We start from the raw sequence: 24,068 nt of genomic DNA, 5'->3' as shown, positions 1-24,068 counted from the left end.
CCTCACCGCGATATATCGTGTTTTACAGAAGACGCGATACACCGCGTCCTGTCGAGGAGGTCCGCATGCCCGAGTGGTCCGTGACCGAGCCGCTCAAGCTCGCGTTCGACGAGCCCGTCACGTCCTTGCACATCCGCCTGGTCAACGGCGCCGTGAACGTGGTCGGCACGGAGGAGCCCGGCGCCCGCCTGGAGGTGTCGGAGGTCGAGGGCGAGCCCTTGGACGTCTCCTTCGAGGGCGGGACGCTGACGGTGTCCTACCGCGACCTCGCCTGGAAGGACTTCCACCGGCTGTTCAACCGCAGCTCCTGGCGCCGCCGCGCCGTGGTGTCCCTGGCGGTCCCGGCCGGCACGGCCGTACGGATCGGCACGGTCGGCGCCTCCACCGTGGTGTCGGGCATCAAGGCCCGCACCGAGGTCCAGGGCGTCAACGGCGACACCACCCTCGTGGGCCTGGCCGGCCCGGTGACCGCGGCGACGGTCAACGGCGCCGTCGAGGCGCAGGCCCTCACCGGAGACCTGCACTTCAGCTCCGTCGGCGGCGACCTCACCGTCGTCGAGGGCTCCAGCCCTTCCGTCCGGGCCGAGTCCGTCACCGGTTCGGTGATGATCGACCTGGGCCGCACCGGCCCCGCCGACCTCAAACTGACGAACGTCTCGGGCGAGATCGCCGTCCGCCTCCCGGAGCCCACCGACGCGGAGGTGCACGCGGACACCGCCGCCGGTTCCATCTCCAACGCCTTCGAGGACCTGAGAGTGGGCGGCAGGCCCGGCACGCGCCGGGTGACCGGCCGTCTCGGCGCGGGCAAGGGCCGCATCCGGGCGACCACCGTCTCCGGTTCGATCGCCCTGCTCCGGCGGCCCGCCGCACAGGACCCCGAGGCCCCCGACAACAGCTCGAGTGACGCCCCTACCGGGAAGGTGCTCTGACATGCCCCCCGTCTTCGCCCACGGCCGTCTGCGCCTCTACCTCCTCAAGCTCCTCGACGAGGCGCCCCGGCACGGCTACGAGGTGATCCGCCTCCTCGAGGAGCGTTTCCAGGGCCTCTACGCCCCCTCGGCCGGGACGGTCTACCCGCGCCTGGCCAAGCTGGAGGCCGAGGGTCTGGTCACGCACACCACGGAGGGCGGGCGCAAGGTCTACTCGATCACCGACGCGGGCCGCCAGGAGCTCGCCGACCGCAGCGCCGAGCTGGCCGACCTGGAGGTGGAGATCCTCGAGTCGGTCGCCGAGCTCGCCGCCGAGATCCGTACCGACGTGAGCAACGCGGCCGGCGACCTGCGCCGGGAGATGCGCGCCGCCGCGGGCCGCACGAACCAGGGCGCGGGTCCGCGGGCGGCGCGGGGCGCCGGCCCGAAGGGCGGCCCGTTCGGCCCGTTCACCGAGGGCGGCGGGTTCGGCGACAAGGACGCCTGGCAGGCCGCCAAGGAGGAGATGCGCCGGGCCCGCCACGAGTGGAAGGAGCAGGCTCGCCGGGCGAAGGACGAGAGCCGTCGCGCCCGCGAGGAGGCCGACCGGGCCCGCCGGCAGGCCCGGGAGGCCCAGCAGGAGGTGGAGCGGATCGCCCGCAAGGTCCAGGAGCAGGTGCAGGACCACTTCGCCCGTGGCGACTGGCCCACCGGCCTGCGTGAGGGTCTGTCCGAGCTCACCAAGGAGTTCGGCCAGTTCGCTCCGTTCGGCAAGAACGGCCCCTTCGGCAGGCCCGTCCCCGCGGAGGAGGACGCGACGCCCGCCGCCGCGGACTTCACCACGAAGCCCGCTCCCGCCCCCGTGCCCGACGCACCGGGCCCCGTCTTCGCTCCGGTGGCCGACGGGCTGGAGGTCGGCTACGCACCGCAGTGGGCCCACGAGAGCGGCACGGGTGACCCGTCCCGTGACCTGGAGCGGCTGCTGGACCGCTTCCGGGACGACGTCCGCGACGCCGCCCGCGACCACGGGGTCACCTCGGAGCAGGTCTCCGAGGCCCGCACGCACCTGGCCACGGCAGCCGCCCGCATCGCCGCGATACTCCACGCCCCGCGGCCCTGACCGACCCCGCCCCTGACCGAACCGGTTGCCTGGCCCCGGAGGCGCCTGACCGGGCGGGCGCCGCCGGTCGGCGCCTCCCGCCCGGTCGGAGCCGGGGCGTGGTCCTCTCAGCTCGCGGCGGCCTCTCCCCCGCCCCAGAGCACCCGTTCCAGCGCCTCCGGGGTCACTCCGTGCTCGGCGAGGACGCCGGAGGCGATGCCGGGGCCGCCGGCGAGGGCGAGCAGCAGGTGCTCGTCGCCGATGTGCCGCTCGCGGTGGGCGAGGGCCCCGCGCAGGGACTGTTCGAGGACGTTCTTCGCTCCCCGGGTGAACGGCCGGTGCCCGCGCAGTTTGCGGCGGCCTCCGAGCCCCTTCCGGCTGCCGAGCGCTCCCGCGCCATGGGTGGCCTCCACCCGCGAGACGATCTCGTCCAGGTCGATGCCCAGACCCGACAGCGCCTCGACGTCGGCGCCGGTGAGCCCGCCGCGACGTCGCGCCGCGGCGAGCGACTCGGCGACCGCTTCCCGCCGCTCGGCCAGCCCCAGGGCCGCCAGGCCGAAGGAGCCCCGGCTGCCGTCACGGTCCAGCAGGGCGAGCAGCAGGTGCCCCTCGTCCACCCGCTCGTCCCCGGCCCGCTCCGCGTGCTCGACGGCACCGGTGACCACATCCCGGGCGTCCTTGGTGAACCGTTCGAACATCACTGCCTCCCGTACTTCTTGTGCACGGCCTGCCTGCTCACACCGAGCTCGGCGGCGATCTCCTGCCATGACCAGCCCTGGTTGCGCGCGTTGCGCACCTGGACGGCCTCCAGTTGCTCCAGCAGCTTCCGCAGTGCGGTGACCGCACGCAGTCCCACGCGGGGATCGCGGTCCCCGGCCCGCTCGGCGAGGTCCGTTGCTTCCGTCATGCTGTCAACCATGGTTGACATGCCGACCTCTTGTCAACCCTGATTGACAAACCCGCACCCGCACCGGCACCGACACCGACGCCCGCACGACAAAACCTCCGCCGCCCGGTCCTGCACCGGGCGGCGGAGGTTGAGGTGAGCGCGGGGCCGTGGGTCAGCCCGCGGTGAGCACGATCTTGCCGAAGAGCTCCCCGGAGGCCATCCGCTCGAAGCCCTCGCGGGCGCGGTCCAGCGGCAGCACCTCGTCGATCACGGGCCGCACGCCGGTGGCGGCGCAGAAGGAGAGCAGGTCCTCCAGCTCGTCCTTGGTGCCCATGGTGGAGCCGACCACCTTGAGCTCCAGGAAGAAGATCCGGGTCAGCTCGGCCTTGGAGGGCGCGTCACCGCTGGTGGCGCCGGAGATGACGAGCGTGCCACCGGGCCGCAGCGACTTGACCGAGTGGGACCAGGTCGCGGCGCCGACGGTCTCGATGACGGCGTCGACCCGCTGCGGCAGCCGGGCCCCGCTCTCGACCGCCTCGACGGCCCCGAGCTCCAGGGCGCGCTTGCGCTTGGCCTCGTCGCGGCTGGTGGCGAAGACCTTGAGCCCGGCGGCCTTACCGAGCACGATCGCGGCGGTGGCGACGCCGCCGCCGGCGCCCTGGACCAGCACCGAGTCGCCGGGGCGGACGCCGGCGTTGGTGAAGAGCATCCGGTAGGCGGTCAGCCAGGCGGTGGGCAGGCAGGCGGCCTCCTCGAAGGAGAGCTCCTTGGGCTTGGGCAGCACGTTCCAGGTGGGCACGGAGACCTGCTCGGCGAAGGTGCCCTGGTAGCGCTCGGTGAGGATGGAGCGCGGCTCCCGCGGGCCGACGCCGTGGCCGGTCTGCCCGATGACGGAGTGCAGGACGACCTCGTTGCCGTCCTCGTCGACGCCCGCGGCGTCGCAGCCGAGGATCATCGGCAGCTTGTCCTCGGCGAGGCCGACGCCCTTGAGGGACCACAGGTCGTGGTGGTTGAGCGAGGCGGCCTTCACGTTGACGGTGGTCCAGCCGGGGCGCGCCTCGGGCGCGGGGCGCTCCCCCAACTCGAGTCCGTTCAGCGGCTGGTCACGGTCGATACGTGCGGCGTAGGCAGCGAACATGACCTCGACCCTAGGTCGCCCGCGGGCCTCGGGGAACCATCCGGCACTGTGACGTGGCCGTCACGGCCCGCGTGAGGCTGCCCACCGTCCCTGACGCCGCGCCGCGGCCCCCGGCGCCGCGAGGAGCGCCGGGGGCCGCGTGGGTACGCGCACGGGGTGCTGTCCGGTCAGGCCCGGGCGACGCCCTCGGCCCGCGCGGCCGCCGCCACGGCCGCGGTGACGGCGGGGGCGACCCGCTCGTCGAAGGGCGAGGGGATCACGTAGTCCGCCGCCAGGTCGTCGCCGACCACCGCGGCCAGCGCCTCCGCGGCGGCCAGCTTCATGCCCTCGGTGATCCGGGAGGCCCGCACCTGGAGGGCGCCCGCGAAGATGCCGGGGAAGGCCAGCACGTTGTTGATCTGGTTGGGGAAGTCGGACCGTCCGGTCGCCACCACGGCCGCGTACTTGTGCGCGATCTCGGGGTGGACCTCCGGGTTCGGATTGGCCATCGCGAAGACGAAGGCGTTGTCCGCCATGGAGGCCACGGCCGGCTCGGGCACGGTGCCGCCGGAGACGCCGATGAAGACGTCGGCGCCTGCCAGTGCCTCCTCCAGGGAGCCGCTGATCCCGGACTTGTTGGTCATCGCGGCGATCTCGGCCTTGACCGGGGTGAGGTCGGTCCGGTCGCTGGAGACGACGCCCTTGCGGTCGGCGACCGCCACGTCCCCGATGCCCGCCTCGAGCAGCATCTTCGCGATGGCGATGCCCGCTGCGCCCGCGCCGGAGATCACCGCACGCAGCTGGCCGAGGGTCCGGCCGGTCAGCCGCGCCGCGTTGCGCATCGCGGCCAGGGTGACGATGGCGGTGCCGTGCTGGTCGTCGTGGAAGACGGGGATGTCGAGGCGCTCGCGGAGCCGGTCCTCGATCTCGAAGCAGCGGGGCGCCGAGATGTCCTCCAGGTTGATGCCGCCGAAGGACGGGGCGAGCCGGGCGACGGTCTCGACGATCTCGTCGACGCCGGTGCAGGCGAGGGCGATCGGCACCGCGTCGACGCCGCCGAACTGCTTGAACAGGATGGCCTTGCCCTCCATCACGGGGAGGGAGGCCTCGGGCCCGATGTCGCCGAGACCCAGGACGGCGGTGCCGTCGGTGACCACCGCGACCACCGAGGACTTCCAGGTGTAGTCGTTGACCAGCTCGGGCTGCTCGGCGATGGCGCTGCACACCCGGGCGACGCCCGGCGTGTAGGCGAGGGACAGGTCGTCCTTGTCCCGGACCGGCACGGTGGCCTGCACGGCCATCTTGCCGCCCCGGTGCAGGGCGAACGCCGGGTCGATGTGGTCGAGGCCGTCGTGGCCCTCGGTGGTGTGGTCGGTGCGAGGATTGACGATCTCCGCTGACACGTGTCGTACCCCTTAAGGCTTCTTGGTTGAGGGTGACCGCTCCTTGTGAGGAGCGGGCGGGCACCGCGCACGACCATGGAGGGATGCCATGACCGGCCGCGCGCGACGGGCGCGCCGCACACGCGCCCCAGCCCCCGATGTGGGGTGTAAAGAACTTTCTTACCCGACGACGATCCCGGGGACGAGTCCATACCGGGAACCTCACACGCCAGTGACATGACTCATGCCCGAAAAGATGGACAAGTCGCCCCACTCCACCCACGACCGCCCGAGCCGCCTTCCAGGTCCGTCCGCATCCCGAGACGGACGGGAGATCTTTCGGTCCGTTCCGGATATGACCGCAGAAGTGCCGCCCATCTCCTGCCTGTTCTTGGCCTTTCGGGCGTGTCCGTTATGCGATTTTGACCTGGGAGTTCACCTGAACGGGTGAGTCCGAATGGCAGGATGCGGTCATTACCCCGCGCGACACCCAAAGCCGTGTGTTCGCGGCGGTGGCTCGCACTCCATCCACCCGCCGGAGGATCCCACCATGACCGCACGCCCCACCCGTCGTCCGTCCCGCGTGTCGCTGCGTCCCGCCGCGATCGGCGCGATCGCGGTCGCGGGCGCCCTGCTGCTCTCCGCCTGCGGCGACCAGACGGAGAGCGCCGCCCCGGCGGGCGAGAAGTCCTCCAACTCGTCCAAGGCGCCGCTCTTCGACAAGCTCCCCGCGGAGATCCAGAAGAAGGGCGTCATCGAGGTCGGCACCAACGCCGAGTACGCCCCGATGGAGTTCATGGAGGGCGGCAAGGTCGTCGGCGTCGACCCGGATCTGGCCGAGGCCCTGAGCAAGCAGCTCGGTGTCGAGTTCAAGTTCACCTCCGGCTCCTTCGACGGCCTGATCACCTCGCTGAACTCCGGCCGCTACGACATCGCCATGTCGTCCATCACGGACAACAAGCAGCGCCAGGAGGGCCTGGACGACAAGGGCAAGAAGCTCGGTGACGGCGTCGACTTCGTCGACTACTTCATCGCCGGCACCGCCGTCTACGTGAAGAAGGGCAACCCGGAGGGCGTCGACTCCATCGAGGCCCTCTGCGGCAAGACGGCCGCCGTGCAGCGCGGCACCACGTACGAGGACGCCCTGAAGGCCCAGTCCAAGAAGTGCAAGGACGACGGCAAGAAGGCCATCAAGATCGAGTCGTTCGAGAACGACACCGAGGCCCAGACCCGCGTGAAGTCCGGTGGCGCCGCGGCCGGCGTCAACGACTACCCGGTCGCGCTGGAGCTGGTCCGCAAGGCCAACAACGGCAAGGACTTCGAGATCGTCGGCGACCAGTACGACGCCGGCCCGTTCGGCATCGCCGTCGACAAGGACAACACCCAGCTCCGGGACGCCCTCAAGGCCGCCGTCGACGCGATCATCGAGGACGGCAGCTACCAGAAGGTGCTCGAGAAGTGGGGCGCCGAGACGGGCGCGATCGACGCCGCCGCCATCAACAGCGGCAAGTAGTTCACCGTCCGGACCGCGCAGGCACGAACAGCTCCACCGAAGGGCAGTCACCCATGACTGACAATCCAGTCAAGAAGGACACGGCACCCGCAGCCGTGCCGGGCTCACCGAGCCCTCAGGCCGGACCGGAGGCGATCCGGGCCATCCCGGTCAGACACTACGGCCGGTGGGTCAGCGGTGTGGTCGTGGTGGCCCTGCTCGTGGGGCTGGTCTACGCCTTCTCCCAGGGCAACATCCACTGGGAGGCGATCCCGCAGACGATCTTCGACCCGAGCGTGGTCGAGGGCGCCGGCGCCACCCTGCTGATCAGCGTCCTGGCCATGGTCATGGGTGTCGTGCTCGGCGTGATCCTCGCCGTGATGCGCATGTCCAAGAACCCCGTGGTCAACGGGGTGTCCTGGCTGTACATCTGGTTCTTCCGCGGCACGCCGGTCTACGTCCAGCTGCTGATGTGGTTCAACCTCGCGCTGATCTTCGAGTACCTGAACCTCGGTCCTTTCTACAAGGACGAGATGACGGACGTGATGACGCCGTTCATGTGCGCCCTTCTCGGTCTCGGTCTGAACGAGGCGGCGTACATGGCGGAGATCTGCCGGGCGGGTCTGCTCTCGGTGGACGAGGGCCAGACCGAGGCCGCCCACGCGCTGGGCATGAGCCACAGCAGGACGCTGCGGCGGATCGTGATCCCGCAGGCCATGCGGGTCATCGTTCCGCCGACCGGCAACGAGTTCATCAACATGCTGAAGACCTCGTCCCTTGCGTACGCGGTGACCTACACGGAGTTGCTGCGCGCGACCTCGTCGATCGGTTCCCGCAGTTACGCGGTGATGGAGCTGCTCTTCGTGGCCTCCATCTGGTATCTGGTCCTGACCAGCGTGTTCAGCGTGTTCCAGTACTACCTGGAGCGGCACTTCGCGAAGGGATCCAGCCGGACCCTGCCGCCCACTGTCTTCCAGAAGCTCAAGGCGAACCTCTTCGGTAGCCCCAGGACCGGAGGTGTCTCCGCATGACCGCCATGGTGAAGGCCGAGAACGTCCACAAGTCGTACGGTCAGATCGAGGTCCTCAAGGGCATCGACCTGGAGGTGAGGAAGGGCGAGGTGTTCTGCCTCATCGGCCCTTCCGGCTCCGGCAAGTCGACCTTCCTGCGGTGCATCAACCACCTCGAGAAGGTCAACGCCGGCCGGCTGTACGTCGACGGCGAACTGGTCGGGTACCGGCAGAAGGGCGACAAGCTCTACGAGCTCAAGGACAGCGAGGTCGCCCTCCAGCGCCGGGACATCGGCATGGTCTTCCAGCGCTTCAACCTCTTCCCGCACATGACCGCGGCGGAGAACGTGATGGAGGCGCCGATCCAGGTCAAGGGCGTCAGCAAGGCGGCCGCCCGGGAGCGGGCGCACCACCTGCTGGAGCGCGTGGGCCTGGGCGACAAGGCCGGGAACTACCCCGCGCAGCTCTCCGGCGGCCAGCAGCAGCGCGTGGCGATCGCCCGCGCGCTCGCCATGGGCCCCAAGCTGATGCTCTTCGACGAGCCGACCTCGGCGCTCGACCCCGAGCTGGTCGGCGACGTCCTGGACGTCATGCGGGACCTGGCCGAGTCCGGCATGACGATGGTGGTCGTCACCCACGAGATGGGCTTCGCCCGCGAGGTGGGCGACAACCTGGTCTTCATGGACGGCGGCGTGGTCGTGGAGTCCGGCGACCCGCGCGAGGTGCTGACCAACCCGCGGCACGAGCGGACGCAGTCCTTCCTGTCGAAGGTGCTGTGACGCCGCCCGGCCCAGGCGCCGGCACCGGTTGAGCACGTCCGAGGGGGCGGTGCGGGGCGACCCGCACCGCCCCTTCGCTTTTCCCTCCCGCGAGGTAATACCTTGTACTCGCGATCGGCCATTACCGCCGGGCGCGCGAGACCACGGAGCCCCGCGTAAGGACGACAAGTGGAACTGGCCTATTACTCGGATTACGCCGTCCGGCTGGTCAACAGCGAGGAGCCGGCCCGGGGCAAGGACGAGCTGACGTCGGTGGACGCCGTCCGGGACCTGTTCGGCGCGAACCGTTCCGCGGCCCGGCGGGCCACCGACGCGGACGTCACCCGGCTGAGGTCGGTGCGCGGCCGGCTGCGGTCGGTCTTCGAGGCGGCCGCCTCGGGCGACGAGACGCTCGCGGTCGACCTGCTGAACTCGCTGCTGCTGGAGTTCCCGGTGAGCCCGCAGATCTCCGGCCACGACCACCGCGACGAGGACGGCCGCCCGCTGTGGCACCTGCACCTGGCCGACCATCCGTCCAACGCGACGGCCGGCTACGCGGCCATCGCCGCCATGGGGCTGGCCTTCCACCTCACCGAGTACGGGGTGAACCGGCTGGGCCTGTGCGAGGCGGCGCCGTGCCGCAACGCCTTCCTGGACACCTCCACCAACCGCTCCCGCCGCTACTGCTCCGACCGCTGCGCCACCCGGGCCAACGTGGCGGCCTACCGGGCCCGCAAGCGCCTGGAGGCGGCCTCGCCGGGCCGGGCGCCGAGCACCGGCCGCACCGAGGAGAGCGCCCAGCCCAGCAGCGCGGGCACCGACCGCTGACCGGCCGGGCGCGGACGCACCCGCAGCAGCACCCGGGCCAGCACGAGGTCGGGCGGGACGACGCCGTAGTCGGTGCTGTCGCCGCCCGCGAACGCGTTGTCCCCGAGCACCCACCAACCGCCGTCGCGGCGCTCCGCGGCCCGCTTCACCACCAGCAGGTCCTGCTGGAACGGATGACGCAGCACCACGACGTCCCCGGGCCGCACGCGTGCCCCGTAGCGCACCACCAGACGGTCCCCGTGGCGCAGCGTCGGCACCATCGACGGCCCGGTGACCTCGGCCGTGCCGAAGGGCAGCAGGGGCCGCTCCTGCCCGCCCTCGCCCGGCGACTGCTCCGTCATGCCCGTTCCTCCTAGCTCGACTCCTCCGGGAGTCCCGGTCCCACCCCGTACTTTTGCCGTACGCCCCTGGGGGCACCCGCGATTTCCCGGGGCCTACGGAGTAATGTCCCACCTGAGAAGACGATCACGAGGAAGGATTGCTTCATGCTTTCCCGCCTGTTTGCCCGTAGCGTGAAGGTCAGCGCCCACTGCGACCTCCCCTGCGGTGTGTACGACCCGGCCCAGGCCCGTATCGAGGCCGAGTCGGTCAAGGCCACGCAGGAGAAGATGCAGGCCAACGACGACCCGCACTTCCAGACGCGCGCCACCATCATCAAGGAGCAGCGCGCCGAGATTGCCAAGCACCACGTCTCGGTGCTGTGGAGCGACTACTTCAAGGCTCCGCACTTCGAGAAGTACCCGCAGCTGCACCAGCTGGTCAACGACGCGCTGAAGGCCCTCTCGGCCGCCAAGGCGTCGACGGACCCGGCGACCGGTCAGAAGGCTCTGGACCTGATCGCCGAGATCGACAAGATTTTCTGGGAGACCAAGAAGGCCTGACCTTCACGGTTCCACGGGAAGGGGCCCGGCTCGTCACGAGCCGGGCCCCTTCGCGTGCGTACCGCCGCGCCCGTTCCCCCGGGCCGCGGCGGCCGGGTCACAGCCCTTGCCACTCCGGCTTGTGGGACCAGGTGTGGCGGAAGTAGTCCGCCAGCCGCAGCCGTGAGGCGGCGGCCTCGTCGACGACGACGGTGGCGTGCGGGTGGAGCTGGAGCGCCGAGGCGGGGCAGACGGCCGCCAGCGGGCCCTCCACGGCGGCGGCCACGGCGTCCGCCTTGCCCTCGCCGGTCGCCAGCAGGACCAGGTGCCGGGCGTCCAGGATGGTGCCGATGCCCTGGGTGATGACGTGCCGCGGCACCTGGGCGACGTCGCCGTCGAAGAAGCGGGCGTTGTCGGCGCGGGTCCGCTCGGTGAGCGTCTTGAGGCGGGTCCGGGAGGCCAGGGAGCTGCACGGCTCGTTGAAGCCGATGTGGCCGTCGGTGCCGATGCCGAGCAGTTGGAGGTCCACTCCGCCGGCCTCGGCCAGCGCCCGCTCGTAGGCGGCGCAGGCGGCGGTCAGGTCGGCGGCGCCGCCGTCGGGGCCGAGGAAGGCGTCCTCCTTGAGGCCCAGCGGCTCCAGCACCTCGCGCGCCAGCACCGAGCGGTAGGACTCCGGGTGACCGGCCGGCAGACCCACGTACTCGTCGAGCTGCGCGATCCGGGCCCGGGAGGCGTCCGCCCGGCAGGCCCGCACCAGCGCGGCCAACGCCTCGTACACCGGGAGCGGTGTCGAGCCGGTGGCGACGCCCAGCACGGCGTCGGGCTTCTCGCGCAGCAGGGACGCCATGGCGCCGGCGACGAGCTCGCCGCCCGCCCGCGCGTCGGGAACGATGACGACTTCCACGCCGAGGACCACCATCCTGGTATAGACCTATGGTTTAGACCAATCTAGCAAGAACGGCCGCCCGGCGGAACCGTCCGGGAGCGGTCCCACGTCCGGCCCGGGCGGGCTAGGCTTCACCGTGCGGGAGCCCACGCCTCTGCCCATGGACACGGCCCGGCGGCCGGTCCACAATCGGGTGAGAGGCAGGGACGCACAGACGCCGCCTTCCCCGCACAGGAAGGCGGACCGAGGAACCGGGCCTCTCTGCCCTGACTGCGCCCGGGTCCTCACCGGTCGGTTCCGGGCCGCACACCCGAGGGCCGAACGCTGCTCCGGGCTGCGGTGCCGGGAGGGTTGAGGGTCCCTTCCTGCGCCGCGGCCCGTGGGTGCGGCGCCCGCGCGCGGCCCGGGTACGCTCGCAGTCGTGCCCTCCATGAACGAACTCGTACGCCAGCACACCGATCTCGACGACACCGATCTCGAGTGGCTCCACCTGCTGGTCTCCGAGTGGCAGCTGCTCTCCGACCTCTCCTTCGCCGACCTGGTCCTGTGGCTGCCCACCCGCGACGGCGCCAAGTACGTCTCGGTCGCGCAGATGCGTCCGAACACCGGGCCGACCTCGTATCACGACGACATGGTGGGCCACCTGGTCCCCCGCGGCCGCCGTCCGCTGCTGGACGCGGCGCTGGACGAGGGGCGCATCGTGCGCGAGGGCGACCCGGAGTGGCGTGAGGAGGTCCCCGTCCGCGTGGAGTCGATCCCGGTGCGCCGCGACGGCCGGGTGCTGGGCGTCATCGCCCGCAACACCAACCTGCTGACCGTGCGCACGCCCAGCCGGCTGGAGCTCACCTACCTGCAGTCGGCGTCCGACCTGGCGCAGATGATCGCCGCCGGCGCGTTCCCCTTCCCCGACCAGCAGGTCGACATGGACGCGGCCCCGCGGGTCGGCGACGGGCTGATCCGGCTGGACGCCGAGGGCGTCGTCACCTACGCCTCGCCCAACGCCCTGTCCGCGTACCACCGGATGGGTCTGGCGGCCGACCTGGTCGGCTGCCACCTCGGCCGCACCACGGCCGAACTCGCGCCGTCGCGGGGCCCGGTGGACGAGGCGCTGGCGAAGGTGGCGAGCGGCTGGGCGCCCCGGGAGTTCGAGATCGAGGCCAGCGAGGGCGTCATCCAGTTCCGGGCCATCCCGCTCAAGCCCAAGGGCACCCGCATCGGTTCGCTGGTGCTGCTCCGGGACGTCACCGAACTGCGGCGGCGCGAGCGTGAGTTGATCACCAAGGACGCCACCATCCGGGAGATCCACCACCGGGTGAAGAACAACCTCCAGACGGTCGCCGCGCTGCTGCGGCTGCAGGCCCGCCGGATGGACTCCGACCAAGGCCGCGAGGCGCTCCAGGAGGCCGTGCGCCGGGTCGGCTCGATCGCCATCGTGCACGAGACGCTCTCGCAGACCCTCGACGAGCGGGTCGAGTTCGACGAGATCGCCGACCGGGTGCTCGCGATGGTCGCCGAGATCTCGCCGGGCAAGGTCACCGGCCGGCGCAGCGGGCGCTTCGGCATCCTGGACGCCGAGGTGGCCACCCCACTGTCGATGGTCCTCACCGAGGTGCTGCAGAACGCCCTCGAGCACGGTTTCCGTCCCGGCGACACCGGCGCCGTCGAGGTGTCCGCGGTGCGCGGCGGAACGCCCCGCGACGAGCGGCTGCTGGTGACGGTGCTGGACGACGGAGTGGGCCTGCCGGAGGACTTCGACCCGCACAGCTCCGGCAACCTCGGCCTGCAGATCGTGCGGACGCTGGTCGAGGGCGAACTCGGCGGCGCCTTCGACATGGTCCGGGTCGGCCCCGAGGGCGGCACCCGGGTGCTGCTGGACATCCCGGTCCGCACCCCGAAGTGACGTGACGCCCGCTCCCGTCCTGCGGGTCGGGACGGCGGGCGCGAACGGGCGGGGCCGAGCGGGGCGGGACATGGCTCGAGCCCCGGACCGAGAACGGTCCGGGGCTCGAGATCAGATCCCGGTTACTGCGCGCTGCGGCTCGGGGGCGGGAGATGCGTACACGCTGTACGCGCCGCCAAGCTCAGGCTGTCGCGGGGTGGGTTGTCAGGCGGAGGCCTGACGGGCCCGGTTGCGGGCGGCGCGGCGCTTCATGGCGCGGCGCTCGTCCTCGCTGAGACCACCCCAGACGCCGGAGTCCTGACCGGACTCGAGCGCCCACTGCAGACACTGCTCCATCACCGGGCAGCGGCGGCAGACGGCCTTGGCTTCCTCGATCTGCAGCAGCGCAGGACCGGTGTTGCCGATGGGGAAGAAGAGCTCGGGGTCTTCTTCGCGGCAAACGGCGTGGTGACGCCAGTCCATGGCTGCTACCTCTCCTGTGTATTCGTGCAAGTGCTTGTGAATGTGAACGCTTTCACGAAACCCCCAACAAGTGAAGGGCCACAGTCCGGTTTCCCGGGGAGGCCATCCTTGGCTTGGAGAGGGGTTCGGGGCTCTGGCGGGAGGCCGTCTGTCGGGCCGTCCCGAGCGCCACGTAGAGACTCGCAAACCTCAGCGGCGGATACAACCCCTTCCGGAAAGTTTTTTTTGATTCTTCGGTGTCTGCTAGGTCACAGCCGTACTTCCATGGGGTGGACCCTGCTCAATACGTTCGAGTGAAAGGTTTAAGGCAGGATCCACTCACACAATCACACGCAGTGCACGGCGTACGCCTGTGAACTTCACGCCCGTCCGCAGCCCCAGGTGGTCACCGTCCACCTGGAAGGGCAACGGGACCTTGGAAACCAAGGTGAACGCACTGAGATCGTGGAGCGACATCGCGTGCTTCCCGCGCGGCCCCCGGTCCGGCGTCGACGCCACCAGCTGGCTGCCGTAGCGCATCGCCGAAACCGTCGACATGCTGCTCAGACCCAGGACGTCCAGCCCTTTGTCGAACGACGCTCCGGGCGAGGGGTACAGCGGCTTGTTGCCGAGGTACGACCACGGGGCGGTGTTCGAAATAAGGGTCACCACGAGTCCGTCCACCGGATCCTCGCCGTCCCGCTGGAGGGAGATCGTCCCGCGGGTGCGGTGCGGGTCTCCCAGGAACTGGCGGAGCACCTGGCGTACGTACAGGGGGTGTGTGGACCGCCTGCCGCGCTCCCGCTGCTGCTCCACTCTCCCGACGACCCCCGCGTCGAAGCCGAGGCCGGCGCAGAAGGTGAACCAGCGCACCGGAGCGCCGTCGTCCCCGGTACCCGGGGCGGGCTCGGCCAAACCGAGACCCACGGTGCGTTCCCGTCCCTCGCGCAGGGCGTCCAGGAGGGCGCCGGTGGCCTCCACCGCGTTGTTGGGCAGACCGAGGGCGCGGGCGAAGACGTTGGTGGAGCCGCCGGGGACCACCGCGAGGCCGGGCAGGCGCTCCGGGTCGGGTCCGTCGTGCAGCAGTCCGTTGGCCACCTCGTTGACGGTGCCGTCGCCGCCGAGGGCGACCACCAGGTCGATGTCCTTGCTGCGGGCGGCGGCCCGGGCGAGGTCGTGGGCGTGGCCGCGGTACTCCGTGGTGACGGCCTCCAGCTTCACCTCGCTCGCCAGCGCGTGGATGAGGACGTCACGCGTCCGGGCGCTGGTGGTGGTTGCCGCCGGGTTGACCACGAGGAGTGCGCGCATGGTGTGCAGGTTACCTACTGATCGGTACCCGGCCCATACGGACGGTCCGGACGTACGGACTACCCTGGCCGTCGTGAGCGCTCAGCGGAAACCCACCCCTGCTTCCCCCTCCCCCGCCGGCCCGCCCGTCGCCCCGGAGAAGTCCGAGGGCCCGCGGCCCGGACGGCTGACCGCCGCCGCGGTGATCTCCGGGCTGGAGGGCCTCGCCCTGCTGGCCGGAGGCATCGCGATGATCGCCCTCGGGGCGGGCGACGGCGACGTCCGGTCCAGCGTCACCGGAGGGCTGACGCTGCTGGTGCTGGCCCTGCTGCCGCTCACGGCGGCGCGCGGCCTGCTGGCCCGGCGCAGCTGGAGCCGCGGCCCCGCGGTGATCACCCAGCTGCTGGCGCTCCCGGTGGCCTACAGCCTGCTCCAGGTCGACAGCGTGGCCATCTGGGCCGGCATCCTGCTCGGCGCCGCCGCCGTGGTGGGCCTGGTCCTGCTGGTCCACCCGGCGACGGCCCAGGCCCTCGGGGTGCGAGGGCCCGGCGGCGAGTAGGCCGGGCTTCCCGCTCCTCGGCCCACCGCTGGCTCCGCTGCTCGGCCCACTCCTGGCTCACTCCTCGACGAGGAGCTTCTCCCGGAGCTGGGCGAGCGTGCGGGCCAGCAGCCGGGAGACGTGCATCTGGGAGATGCCGACCTCCTGCGCGATCTGCGACTGCGTCATGTTCCCGAAGAACCGCAGCAGCAGGATGCGCTTCTCGCGCGGCGGCAGATCCTCGAGCAGCGGCTTGAGCGACTCGCGGTACTCGACGCCCTCCAGCGCCTCGTCCTCCGCGCCCAGCGTGTCGGCGACGGCCGGCGACTCGTCGTCGGTGTCGGGCACGTCCAGCGAGAGGGTCGAGTAGGCGTTGGCCGACTCCAGCCCTTCCAGCACCTCCTCCTCGGAGATCCCCAGCCGCTCGGCGAGTTCGTGGACCGTCGGCGACCGGCCGTGCGTCTGGGAGAGCTCGGCGGTCGCCGTGGTCAGCGACAGCCGCAGCTCCTGGAGGCGCCGCGGCACCCGCACCGCCCAGCCCTTGTCGCGGAAGTGCCGCTTGATCTCGCCGACCACGGTGGGCGTGGCGTAGGTGGAGAACTCCACGCCCCGGTCGGGGTCGAAGCGGTCCACGGACTTGATGAGCCCGATGGTGGCGACCTGCGTCAGGTCGTCCAGGGGCTCGCCGCGGTTGCGGAACCGGCGGGCCAGGTGTTCGACCAGCGGCAGGTGCATGCGCACCAGGCGGTCGCGCAGCTCTCCGTACTCGGGCGTGCCGGGCTCCAGCGAGCGCAGCCGGACGAACAGCGCCCGCGCGGCGCTCCGGTCCTGCGCCACCCGCTCCTCACGGGTCTGCCGACGGCCCGGGTCGCGGGACGCCCCGACGGCCTCGTGGTGCGACTGCCCGGCGGGCCGCTCGTGGTCCGACGCCGCCTCGTGGCCGTCCTCCGCCCCGGCGGACGTGGCGGAGACCGCCGCGTCCGCGGCCGGCTCGTGGCCGCGCTCGGCCCGGGGCGCGGTGCCCGCGCCCTGTCCGGCATCCCGGTCCTGCTCGCTCATCGCCCTGCCCGTAGCCCTTCCCCGAGCCCCCCGACGCCCGGTCTCCCCCGTCGTGCGAGGCCTGCCGGGCACGCCGCTCGGCTCCGTCGCCTCGTCCGGATGCGGCCGGGCCTGCCCGGGAATCCCGTCGGCTCCGTCCGCCCGTCCGCCCGCTCCGGCCGCGGCCCCGAGGGCGCCGCGTTCGTCGTCCCGCACCGGCCCCTCCCCGTTCCTCACGTCGTCCCGGGCCCCGCGCCGCGCTGTTTGTAGAGGCTGATCGACACGGTGCGGTCCTCGTCCACGGCGGACGAGACCTTGCCCGCCAGGGCCGACAGGACCGTCCACGCGAAGGTGTCGCGCGACGGGGCGTTCCCGTCCGTGGTCGGCGCCGAGACCGTGACCTCGAGCGAATCGTCGACCAGCCGGAACACACAGCTGAGGACCGAACCCGGCACGGCCTGCTGGAGCAGGATCGCGCAGGCCTCGTCCACCGCGATGCGCAGGTCCTCGATCTCGTCGAGGGTGAAGTCCAAGCGGGCGGCGAGACCGGCCGTGGCCGTCCGCAGCACCGACAGGTAGGCACCCGCGGCCGGCAGCCGGACTTCCACGAAGTCCTGGGTCGCGGGCTCGCCTGCGATCTGGGACACCCTCACCTCCAAGGTGGTACAAGCGTTTTCAGGTCCCCGGGAGTCGCCCCTCCGGGGTAACGCGATACATGGTTCAGCGGTGACGCTACCGCGCGCGGGACATTCCTGTCCCCGGGACCCCGTCGCTTGAACTCACTCCCAGTGAACACCTGTTCACGGAGCGTGTCCAGAGGGTGCGTCGTCGCACGTCGTCACTCTGTGCCGGGTTGACGTACCCATCCGTCACACCCGTCAACCGCGTCACGCGCAAGGGGTGCCGGATCGGTGCCGGGCAGCACGACGCCCCGCGCGGCGAACTGCCGGGCGAGGCATGGCGGGACGGGGCCGACCGGGCCGGCACGCGGAACGGTCGGCGGGATCAGCTACGGCCGCGGCGGTGGTGGTGGACGGTCCGTTCGCGCGGCACCTCGGCGGCGGGGGCCCGCAGGTGCTCCTCGTCGGGCGCGAACCCCTTGGCGGGGCACCCCTGGGACTCGCAGCGGCCGGGACGCCACACGGGCACGAACGTGCCCATCATCTTGTGACGCCGCACCACCATCGGTACGGGTCGCCCGCACGAGGGACAGACATATCGGTCACCGTCCATACCGCCAGGGTAGATCCCCCGGCGGAGCCCCGCACGCGGCCGGCCCGGCGCCCCTCGCCGCCCACCCCGAGGGCGCGGGACGCCGGGCCGGACCGCGTCGGTCGGCCGGTGCGGCGGTCAACTGGTGCGGCGGGTGACGAACTCGGCCAGGGCGAGCAGGCCGCCGGCCGCCTCCGGGTCGGGCACGGCGCGGGACAGTTCGTGCATCGCCCGCGCCATCCGGTCGGCCGCCTCGACGTGCGCCCAGTCCCGGCCACCCGCCTCCTCGACCGCCCGCAGCACGGCCTCCAGATCGTCGCCGGGCCCGGGCGGGGCCGCGTACAGCTGGGCCAGCCGGTCCCCCGCCGCGGTGCCGGAGGCGAGCGCGGCGACCACCGGCAGCGACTTCTTGCGCACCGTCAGGTCGGCTCCGGCCGGCTTTCCGGTGCGCTCGGGATCACCCCACAGGCCGATCAGGTCGTCGATCAGCTGGAACGCCAGCCCGGCATGGCGGCCGAAGGCGTCCAGCGCCCGGACCTGTTCCTCGTCCGCCCCGGCGTACAGGCCGCCGACGGCGCAGGCGCAGCCGAGCAGCGCGCCCGTCTTGGCCTCCGCCATGACCAGCACCTCCTCGACGGTGACCTCGCCGGGGTCGCGCCGCTCGAGGGCGGTGTCCGTCTGCTGGCCCTCGCAGAGCTCGATCACGCAGTCGGCGAGCCGGGCCGCCGCCGCGCGCGCCGCGGGGTACGGGTCCTCGACCAGCAGCCGGGAGGCCAGGGCTTGCAGGGCGTCCCCGGTCAGTATGGCCGCGCTCTCACCGAACACCGTCCAGGCCGTGGCGCGGTGGCGGCGGGTGGTGTCGCCGTCCATCACGTCGTCGTGCAGCAGCGTGAAGTTGTGGGTGAGCTCCACCGCGACCGCCGCGGTGACCGCCGCCCGAGCCGCCTCCTCGCCGGCCGGTCCGCGGCCTCCGCCCAGCGCGGAGGCCGCGGTCAGCACGAGCGCGGGGCGGATCGCCTTGCCGGTGGGGGCGGCCGTCGGGGCGCCGTCGGCGTCCTCCCGGCCGAAGTGGTAGCGGGCGATGCGGCGGATCTGGCCGGGGAGCCCGTCCACCGCGCGCAGCAGCGCCGGCTCCACGACCGCCTTGACCCGCTCCAGCAGGGCCGCCGCCTCCGGTTCGTCCTGGTCCGGACGGTCGCGGGCCCGCCCTTCCTCCGCGGCCCGTCCGTCGTCCGCGGCCTGCTCGTCCTCCGTGGCCCGGCGCGCCCGCGGCACGGTGAAACCGTCCCGCGCCCCCCGCGCTCCGTCCTGTCCGTCCCGTGCCTGTGTCGTCACGTGGCTCATGACCCCCCTCGGGGAACTCCCTTCACTTCTGTCACAGCGGTCTCCCCCCGCAATGTCCCCACCCTGCCGGGCGGGGACACCGCCCGGCAGGGGTCAGCTCACCTCCATCGCCCGATCTCCACGTTCTCCAGCACTCCGAGCGCGTCCGGGACCAGGACGGCCGTCGAGTAGTAGGTCGTCACCAGGTAGTTGATGACCGCCTGCTCGTTGATGCCCATGAACCGCACCGACAGGCCGGGCTCGATCTCGTCGGGGATCCCGGTCTGGTGCAGGCCCACGACGCCCTGGTCGTCCTCGCCGGTACGCATCGCGATGATCGACGTGGTGCGCGCCTCGGTCACCGGGATCTTGTTGCACGGGTAGATCGGCACGCCCCGCCAGGTCGGCACGCGCTGGCCGCCGACGTCGACCGACTCCGGCACCAGGCCGCGCTTGTTGAGCTCGCGGCCGAAGGCGGCGATGGCACGCGGGTGGGCGAGGAACAGCTTGGTGCCGCGGCGCCGGCTGAGCAGCTCGTCCATGTCGTCGGGGCCGGGGACGCCGTCGTGCGGCTGGAGCCGCTGGTCGTACTCGCAGTTGTGGAGCAGGCCGAACTCGCGGTTGTTGACCAGCTCGTGCTCCTGGCGCTCGCGGAGCGCCTCCACCGTCAGCCGGAGCTGGTGCTCGGTCTGGTTCATCGGCTGGTTGTACAGGTCGGCGATCCGGCTGTGGACGCTCAGCACCGTCTGCGCCACGCTGAGTTCGTACTCGCGGGGCCGCGCCTCGTAGTCGACGAAGGTACGCGGGATGTCCACCTCGCCGGAGTGGCCGGCGGCCAGGTCGATGGCCCGCTCGCCGTACTTGTTGGTCCGCTGGGCGGGGATGGCGCGCTGGCGCTGCAGGTGGTCGCGCAGCGGCTCGGAGCGCTCGGCGACCTGCTCCAGGTCGCGGCGGGGCAGCGTCAGCACCGTGCAGCCGGTGACGGCCCGCAGGGTGTAGTCCCAGATGGACTCCGGGTCCAGGATCGACTGGTCGCCGAAGTAGGCGCCGTCGGCCAGGACGCCGAGCACCGCGTCCTCGTCGTAGGGGCCGGAGCCGACCTTCTCGACCTTGCCGTGGGCGAGCAGATGGACCTCGTCCACCTGGCTGCCGAACGAGGCGATGATCTGGCCGGGCGCGAACTCCCGCTGCCGGCAGCGCCGGGCGATCTCCTCGAGCACCTCCAGGTCCTCGAAGTCGCGCAGTGCGGGCAGTTCACCGAGCTCCGCCGGGATCACCTCGACCTGGTCACCCGTCTTGACGAAGGTGATCCTGCCGTCCCCCACGGTGTAGGTGAGCCTGCGGTTCACCCGGTAGGTGCCGCCCTGCACGTTCACCCAGGGCAGGGTGCGCAGCAGCCAGCGCGAGCTGATCTCCTGCATCTGCGGAGCGGACTTGGTGGTGGTGGCCAGGTTCCGCGCGGCCGCCGTGCCGAGGCTCTGCTGCGGCCGGTCCTGCTCGGTGCGGACCTCTTCGCCTACCGACATAGAGAAATGCCCTCCCGGTTGTGCCCCGCGCCGATGGAACGCGGCGGGGCCTGTTGACGAGCTCCACTTTCGACGACGCAGCGTGTCCGCACCATTACCCGAAAGAGCGGGACTGATCGCGTACTTGACGGGGCAGGTCTCGTCCTTCGGGTCCGGATGCGCCCCGAACACGCCCGCACGCTCCGGAAACCACCTCGGGAGTGGGTTCCGTTCGACCCGGCGGCGGTAGTAACCCTTCGCAAGCACGCGGTCACCGAGCGCGAAGGAGGGCGGCCGTGGCCAAGCCCATGGCGGCGAGGACGTTCCTGAAACTGCTGGAGGACGAGGGCCTGTCGGTGGAGGAGGTGGGCGACTGGCGGGATCACCATCGCAACGCGGCCGGGCCCTGGGGGCCGGTCCACGGAGTGATGATCCACCACACGGCCACCGAGGGTGCGCGGCGGACCGTGGAGATCTGCCGGGAGGGCAGGACCGGCCTGCCGGGTCCGCTGTGCCACGGCGTGATCACCAAGGACGGCAAGGTCCACCTGGTCGGCTACGGCCGCGCCAACCACGCGGGCCTCGGTGACGACGAGGTGCTGCGCGCGGTGATCGCGGAGCGGGCGCTGCCACCCGAGAACGAGGCGCAGGCCGACGGCAACCGGCACTTCTACGGCTTCGAGTGCGAGAACCGCGGCGACGGGGACGACGACTGGCCCGAGGAGCAGCTGGACGCGATCGCCCGGGCGGCCGCCGCGCTCTGCCGGCACCACGGGTGGTCGGCGCGGTCGGTGATCGGGCACCTGGAGTGGCAGCCGGGCAAGACCGACCCGCGGGGCTTCACCATGAAGTCGCTCCGCGAGCGGGTGGCGGAACGCCTCAAGTGACCTGGTGGGCGGCCCCTGGGTGAACCGTCGGCAACGCGCCCCGGGTGACCTCGTGCGGGCCGCGTCGGGGCCGGGGGGACAATGGGCGGGTGAGTGAGGTCCAGGTGCCGGGGCGGGTGCCGTCGCCGCTGGTGGAGGTCACGGACGGGCGGTTCGCCCGTCATGGGGTGCGGCTGCTGCTGAAGCGGGACGACCTGATCCACCCCGACCTGGTCGGCAACAAGTGGCGCAAGCTGGCGCCCAGCCTGCGGGCCGCCGCGGGCAGGCCGCTGGTGACGTTCGGCGGGGCCTGGTCGAACCATCTGCGGGCCACGGCGGCCGCCGGGCGGCTGCTCGGGTCTCGGACGGTGGGGATCGTCCGCGGGGACGAGCTGGCGGACCGGGAGCTGAACGCCTCGCTGGCGCGGTGCGTCGCGGACGGGATGCGGCTGTGCTTCGTCGACCGGGCGTCCTACCGGCGCAAGGCGGAGCCGGCGGTGCTGGAGCGGCTGCTGCGGGAGGCGGGCGCGCCGCCGGACGCCTTCGTCGTGCCGGAGGGCGGGAGCAACGCGCTCGCGGTGCGCGGGTGCGTGGCCCTGGGCGAGGAGCTGCGAGGCCGGGCGGACGTCGCCGCGGTGGCCTGCGGCACGGGTGGCACGCTGGCGGGCCTGGCGGCCGGGCTGAACCCCGGGCAGCGGGCGGTGGGCGTGGCGGTGCTGAAGGGCGGCTTCCTCTCGGAGGAGGTGCGGCGGCTCCAGGGGGAGGCATTCGGCGGGCCGCGGGGCCGGTGGGAGATGGAGAACCGTTTCCACGGCGGCGGCTTCGCCCGCGTCCCGGCCGGACTGGAGGCCTTCGCCCGGGACTTCGAGGACCGTCACGGCCTCGCGGTGGAGCGGCTGTACGTCGCCAAGCTGCTGTCCGCGCTGACCGCCCTGACCGAGGAGGGCGCCTTCCCGCCGGGGACCCGGCTCGCCGCGGTGATCACCGGGCGCCCGTTCCCGGAGGAGTGACGGGCGCCGCCCCCGAGGTGCCCCGTCCTCAGGGTGCCCCGTCCTCAGGTGCCCTGTCTCAGGTGCCCTGTTCCTCGCGGAACGCGGCGGCCTCCTCCAGGTCCAGCCGCAGCAGCAGCGTGCGCAGCATCTCGTCGTCGATGTACCGGGCGTCGCGCAGCCGCACGAAGACGTCCCGCTCGGAGGCGATGACCTCCCGGGCGAGCCGGCGGTAGGTGTCGTCGGTGTTCTCCCCGGTCACCGGGTTGGGCGAGCCGAGCCGCTCCCACACGGAGTTCCTGCGGCGCTCCATGACCCTGCGGAGCCGTTCCGCGAGGGGCGGCGGCAGGGCGTTGCGCTCGTCGGCCATCAGCTCCTCCAGCCGCTCCTCGGCGGCGCGGGAGGCCTGCGCCTGGGCGTTGGCCTCGACGAGGGTCTCCGCCTGGACGTCGCGCCCGGGCAGTCGGAACGCCCGGATCAGCGGCGGCAGCGTCAGCCCCTGCACGACCAGGGTGCCGATGACGGTGGTGAAGGTGAGGAAGAGGATCAGGTTGCGGCCGGGGAACTCCTGGCCGTCGTGGACGGTGGCCGGGATGGAGAACGCGATGGCCAGCGAGACCACGCCGCGCATGCCGGCCCAGGAGATGATGAAGGTGCCCTTCCAGGTCGGGTTCTCCTCCCGCTCGCGCACCCTGCTCGAGAGCAGCCGCGGCACGAAGGCGGCCGGGTAGACCCAGACGAAGCGGATCACCACCACCGTCACGAACAGCGCCAGCGCGTACCAGGCGAGCTGACCGGCGGCGTACTCGTCGCCCAGGTCCCGCACCACCACCGGCAGCTGCAGGCCGATCAGCGCGAAGACCGCCGACTCCAGCACGAAGGCGACCATCCGCCACACCGCGCCCTCCTGAAGCCGGGTGGCGAAGTCCACCTGCCAGGAGCGGTGGCCGAGGTACAGGGCGACCACCACCACGGCCAGCACGCCGGAGGCGTGCACCTGCTCGGCCAGCGCGTAGGCGAAGAAGGGGATCACCAGGGAGAGCGTGTTCTGCAGCAGCGGGTCGTTCATCCGGGTGCGCAGCCAGTGCAGCGGCACCATCAGCGCGAGGCCGACGCCGACGCCGCCGACCGAGGCGACCAGGAACTCCAGGCCGCCGCCGAGCCAGCCGATGCTCTCGCCGACGGCGGCGGCCAGCGCCACCTTGTAGGCGGTGATCGCGGTGGCGTCGTTCACCAGGGACTCGCCCTGGAGGATGGTGGTGACGCGGGCGGGCAGGTGCAGCCGGCGGGCGATGGCGGTGGCGGCGACGGCGTCCGGCGGGGCGATCACCGCGGCCAGCACCAGCGCGCCTGCGGCGGACAGGCCGGGCACGAAGGTGTGCACGATCAGGCCGACGAGGAGCGTCGCGAAGAGCACGTAGCCCACCGAGAGCAGCGCCACCGGCCGCTTCTGGGCCCGCAGGTCGAGGTAGGAGCTGTCCGTGGCCGCCGTGTACAGCAGCGGGGGCAGCACGAGCGGCAGGACGATCTCCGGGTTCAGTTCGTACTCGGGCATCCCCGGCAGGTACGACACCAGCAGACCGGTCGTGACCAGCAGCAGCGGCGCGGGCACGGGGCTCCGTCGCGCGAGCCCGGCCACGGCGGTGCTCCCCGCGATCAGCAGGAGCAGGGGCATCACATGCATCAGGTCCCGACCTCGCTCTGTACGGGTGCTCCGACCGCACCAGACGTAACCTGAGA

General features: G+C 72.1%; 25 protein-coding genes. 11 read left to right on the top strand and 14 right to left on the bottom strand.

All coding sequences use genetic code 11. The features are described from left to right. The first annotated feature begins 65 nt into the window (after positions 1-65). Positions 66-929 carry a DUF4097 domain-containing protein gene (locus tag ACFRAV_RS05455; protein WP_382551827.1) on the top strand — a complete coding sequence of 288 codons (864 nt, stop codon included), beginning with the start codon at positions 66-68 and terminating at the stop codon, positions 927-929. Between the two features lies 1 nt (position 930). Next, a complete protein-coding gene (locus ACFRAV_RS05450; RefSeq protein WP_382551826.1) occupies positions 931-2,028 on the top strand; it encodes a helix-turn-helix transcriptional regulator in 1,098 nt (365 codons plus the stop codon). Positions 2,029-2,135: 107 nt separating this feature from the next. Here the strand turns inward: ACFRAV_RS05450 and ACFRAV_RS05445 are convergent, their stop codons facing one another. The 4 genes from ACFRAV_RS05445 to ACFRAV_RS05430 all read right to left on the bottom strand — a co-directional run bounded on the left by ACFRAV_RS05445 (position 2,136) and on the right by ACFRAV_RS05430 (position 5,416). Further along, the gene (locus ACFRAV_RS05445) at positions 2,136-2,705 is read right to left on the bottom strand and encodes a Clp protease N-terminal domain-containing protein (RefSeq protein WP_382551825.1); all 570 of its coding nucleotides are present in this window, start codon (positions 2,703-2,705) and stop codon (positions 2,136-2,138) included. Next, the gene (locus ACFRAV_RS05440; RefSeq protein ID WP_108954990.1) at positions 2,705-2,914 is read right to left on the bottom strand and encodes a helix-turn-helix domain-containing protein; all 210 of its coding nucleotides are present in this window, start codon (positions 2,912-2,914) and stop codon (positions 2,705-2,707) included. Before ACFRAV_RS05440 ends, ACFRAV_RS05445 begins: the two co-directional genes overlap by 1 nt. 154 nt (positions 2,915-3,068) lie before the next feature. Beyond that, positions 3,069-4,034, bottom strand: a complete 966-nt coding sequence (locus tag ACFRAV_RS05435) for a zinc-binding dehydrogenase (RefSeq protein WP_351117610.1) — start codon at positions 4,032-4,034, stop codon at positions 3,069-3,071. Between the two features lie 167 nt (positions 4,035-4,201). Continuing rightward, the gene (locus tag ACFRAV_RS05430; protein ID WP_382551823.1) at positions 4,202-5,416 is read right to left on the bottom strand and encodes an NADP-dependent malic enzyme; all 1,215 of its coding nucleotides are present in this window, start codon (positions 5,414-5,416) and stop codon (positions 4,202-4,204) included. 529 nt (positions 5,417-5,945) lie between these two features. Between ACFRAV_RS05430 and ACFRAV_RS05425 the strand changes: the two genes are divergently transcribed. The 4 genes from ACFRAV_RS05425 to ACFRAV_RS05410 all read left to right on the top strand — a co-directional run bounded on the left by ACFRAV_RS05425 (position 5,946) and on the right by ACFRAV_RS05410 (position 9,483). Further along, positions 5,946-6,908 (top strand): ABC transporter substrate-binding protein, encoded by a 963-nt coding sequence (locus ACFRAV_RS05425; protein WP_382551821.1) that lies wholly within the window; start codon positions 5,946-5,948, stop codon positions 6,906-6,908. Positions 6,909-6,961: 53 nt separating this feature from the next. After that, positions 6,962-7,918, top strand: coding sequence for an amino acid ABC transporter permease (locus ACFRAV_RS05420; RefSeq protein WP_382551819.1), 957 nt, complete (start codon positions 6,962-6,964; stop codon positions 7,916-7,918). Further along, a complete protein-coding gene (locus ACFRAV_RS05415; RefSeq protein ID WP_382551817.1) occupies positions 7,915-8,676 on the top strand; it encodes an amino acid ABC transporter ATP-binding protein in 762 nt (253 codons plus the stop codon). Before ACFRAV_RS05420 ends, ACFRAV_RS05415 begins: the two co-directional genes overlap by 4 nt. 168 nt (positions 8,677-8,844) lie before the next feature. After that, positions 8,845-9,483, top strand: a complete 639-nt coding sequence (locus tag ACFRAV_RS05410) for a CGNR zinc finger domain-containing protein (RefSeq protein ID WP_351117614.1) — start codon at positions 8,845-8,847, stop codon at positions 9,481-9,483. Here the strand turns inward: ACFRAV_RS05410 and sodX are convergent. Continuing rightward, positions 9,378-9,824, bottom strand: coding sequence for a nickel-type superoxide dismutase maturation protease (sodX, locus tag ACFRAV_RS05405; RefSeq protein ID WP_382551816.1), 447 nt, complete (start codon positions 9,822-9,824; stop codon positions 9,378-9,380). The two genes, ACFRAV_RS05410 and sodX, sit on opposite strands and share 106 nt — an antisense overlap. Positions 9,825-9,968: 144 nt before the next feature. Here sodX and sodN point away from each other — a divergent pair, with 144 nt between their 5' ends. Continuing rightward, positions 9,969-10,364, top strand: coding sequence for a superoxide dismutase, Ni (gene sodN / locus ACFRAV_RS05400; RefSeq protein WP_108954432.1), 396 nt, complete (start codon positions 9,969-9,971; stop codon positions 10,362-10,364). Positions 10,365-10,461: 97 nt separating this feature from the next. Here sodN and nagB read toward each other — a convergent pair whose 3' ends face one another. Beyond that, positions 10,462-11,247 (bottom strand): glucosamine-6-phosphate deaminase, encoded by a 786-nt coding sequence (gene nagB, locus ACFRAV_RS05395; protein WP_382551815.1) that lies wholly within the window; start codon positions 11,245-11,247, stop codon positions 10,462-10,464. A 403-nt stretch (positions 11,248-11,650) separates the two neighbouring features. Between nagB and ACFRAV_RS05390 the strand changes: the two genes are divergently transcribed. Continuing rightward, entirely contained in the window at positions 11,651-13,129 is a 1,479-nt protein-coding gene (locus tag ACFRAV_RS05390; protein WP_351117617.1) for a PAS domain-containing sensor histidine kinase, read from the top strand. Between the two features lie 204 nt (positions 13,130-13,333). Here ACFRAV_RS05390 and ACFRAV_RS05385 read toward each other — a convergent pair whose 3' ends face one another. Continuing rightward, a complete protein-coding gene (locus tag ACFRAV_RS05385; RefSeq protein ID WP_351117618.1) occupies positions 13,334-13,591 on the bottom strand; it encodes a WhiB family transcriptional regulator in 258 nt (85 codons plus the stop codon). Between the two features lie 318 nt (positions 13,592-13,909). Beyond that, positions 13,910-14,878 (bottom strand): diacylglycerol/lipid kinase family protein, encoded by a 969-nt coding sequence (locus tag ACFRAV_RS05380; RefSeq protein WP_382551814.1) that lies wholly within the window; start codon positions 14,876-14,878, stop codon positions 13,910-13,912. 73 nt (positions 14,879-14,951) lie between these two features. On the opposite strand from ACFRAV_RS05380, the gene ACFRAV_RS05375 reads away from it, so the two are divergent. Continuing rightward, a complete protein-coding gene (locus ACFRAV_RS05375) occupies positions 14,952-15,416 on the top strand; it encodes a hypothetical protein (protein WP_382551812.1) in 465 nt (154 codons plus the stop codon). 57 nt (positions 15,417-15,473) lie between these two features. Here ACFRAV_RS05375 and ACFRAV_RS05370 read toward each other — a convergent pair whose 3' ends face one another. The 5 genes from ACFRAV_RS05370 to ACFRAV_RS05350 form a co-directional block, all read right to left on the bottom strand. Further along, positions 15,474-16,670 (bottom strand): RNA polymerase sigma factor SigF, encoded by a 1,197-nt coding sequence (locus ACFRAV_RS05370; protein ID WP_382551810.1) that lies wholly within the window; start codon positions 16,668-16,670, stop codon positions 15,474-15,476. Then, the gene (locus ACFRAV_RS05365; protein ID WP_108954438.1) at positions 16,667-17,080 is read right to left on the bottom strand and encodes an anti-sigma regulatory factor; all 414 of its coding nucleotides are present in this window, start codon (positions 17,078-17,080) and stop codon (positions 16,667-16,669) included. Before ACFRAV_RS05365 ends, ACFRAV_RS05370 begins: the two co-directional genes overlap by 4 nt. 358 nt (positions 17,081-17,438) lie before the next feature. Then, positions 17,439-17,666, bottom strand: coding sequence for a hypothetical protein (locus ACFRAV_RS05360; protein ID WP_382551808.1), 228 nt, complete (start codon positions 17,664-17,666; stop codon positions 17,439-17,441). A 117-nt stretch (positions 17,667-17,783) separates the two neighbouring features. Further along, complete coding sequence (locus ACFRAV_RS05355; protein WP_382551807.1) at positions 17,784-18,989, bottom strand: family 2 encapsulin nanocompartment cargo protein polyprenyl transferase; 1,206 nt, start codon at positions 18,987-18,989, stop codon at positions 17,784-17,786. Positions 18,990-19,087: 98 nt separating this feature from the next. After that, positions 19,088-20,494, bottom strand: coding sequence for a family 2B encapsulin nanocompartment shell protein (locus tag ACFRAV_RS05350; protein ID WP_382551805.1), 1,407 nt, complete (start codon positions 20,492-20,494; stop codon positions 19,088-19,090). 275 nt (positions 20,495-20,769) lie between these two features. On the opposite strand from ACFRAV_RS05350, the gene ACFRAV_RS05345 reads away from it, so the two are divergent. Together ACFRAV_RS05345 and ACFRAV_RS05340 are read left to right on the top strand one after the other, a co-directional pair. Next, complete coding sequence (locus ACFRAV_RS05345) at positions 20,770-21,360, top strand: N-acetylmuramoyl-L-alanine amidase (protein WP_382551804.1); 591 nt, start codon at positions 20,770-20,772, stop codon at positions 21,358-21,360. 89 nt (positions 21,361-21,449) lie between these two features. Then, positions 21,450-22,349, top strand: coding sequence for a 1-aminocyclopropane-1-carboxylate deaminase/D-cysteine desulfhydrase (locus tag ACFRAV_RS05340; RefSeq protein WP_382551802.1), 900 nt, complete (start codon positions 21,450-21,452; stop codon positions 22,347-22,349). Positions 22,350-22,407: 58 nt separating this feature from the next. Here ACFRAV_RS05340 and ACFRAV_RS05335 read toward each other — a convergent pair whose 3' ends face one another. Then, the gene (locus ACFRAV_RS05335) at positions 22,408-24,012 is read right to left on the bottom strand and encodes a Na+/H+ antiporter (RefSeq protein WP_382551800.1); all 1,605 of its coding nucleotides are present in this window, start codon (positions 24,010-24,012) and stop codon (positions 22,408-22,410) included. Between the last annotated feature and the right edge of the window lie 56 nt (positions 24,013-24,068).

It is taken from the genome of Streptomyces sp. NPDC056600, from assembly GCF_042792855.1.
GTDB lineage: Bacteria > Actinomycetota > Actinomycetes > Streptomycetales > Streptomycetaceae > Streptomyces.
The sequence above is the reverse complement of the archived record's forward strand: the minus strand, read 5'-3'. Positions and strand labels throughout refer to the sequence as shown.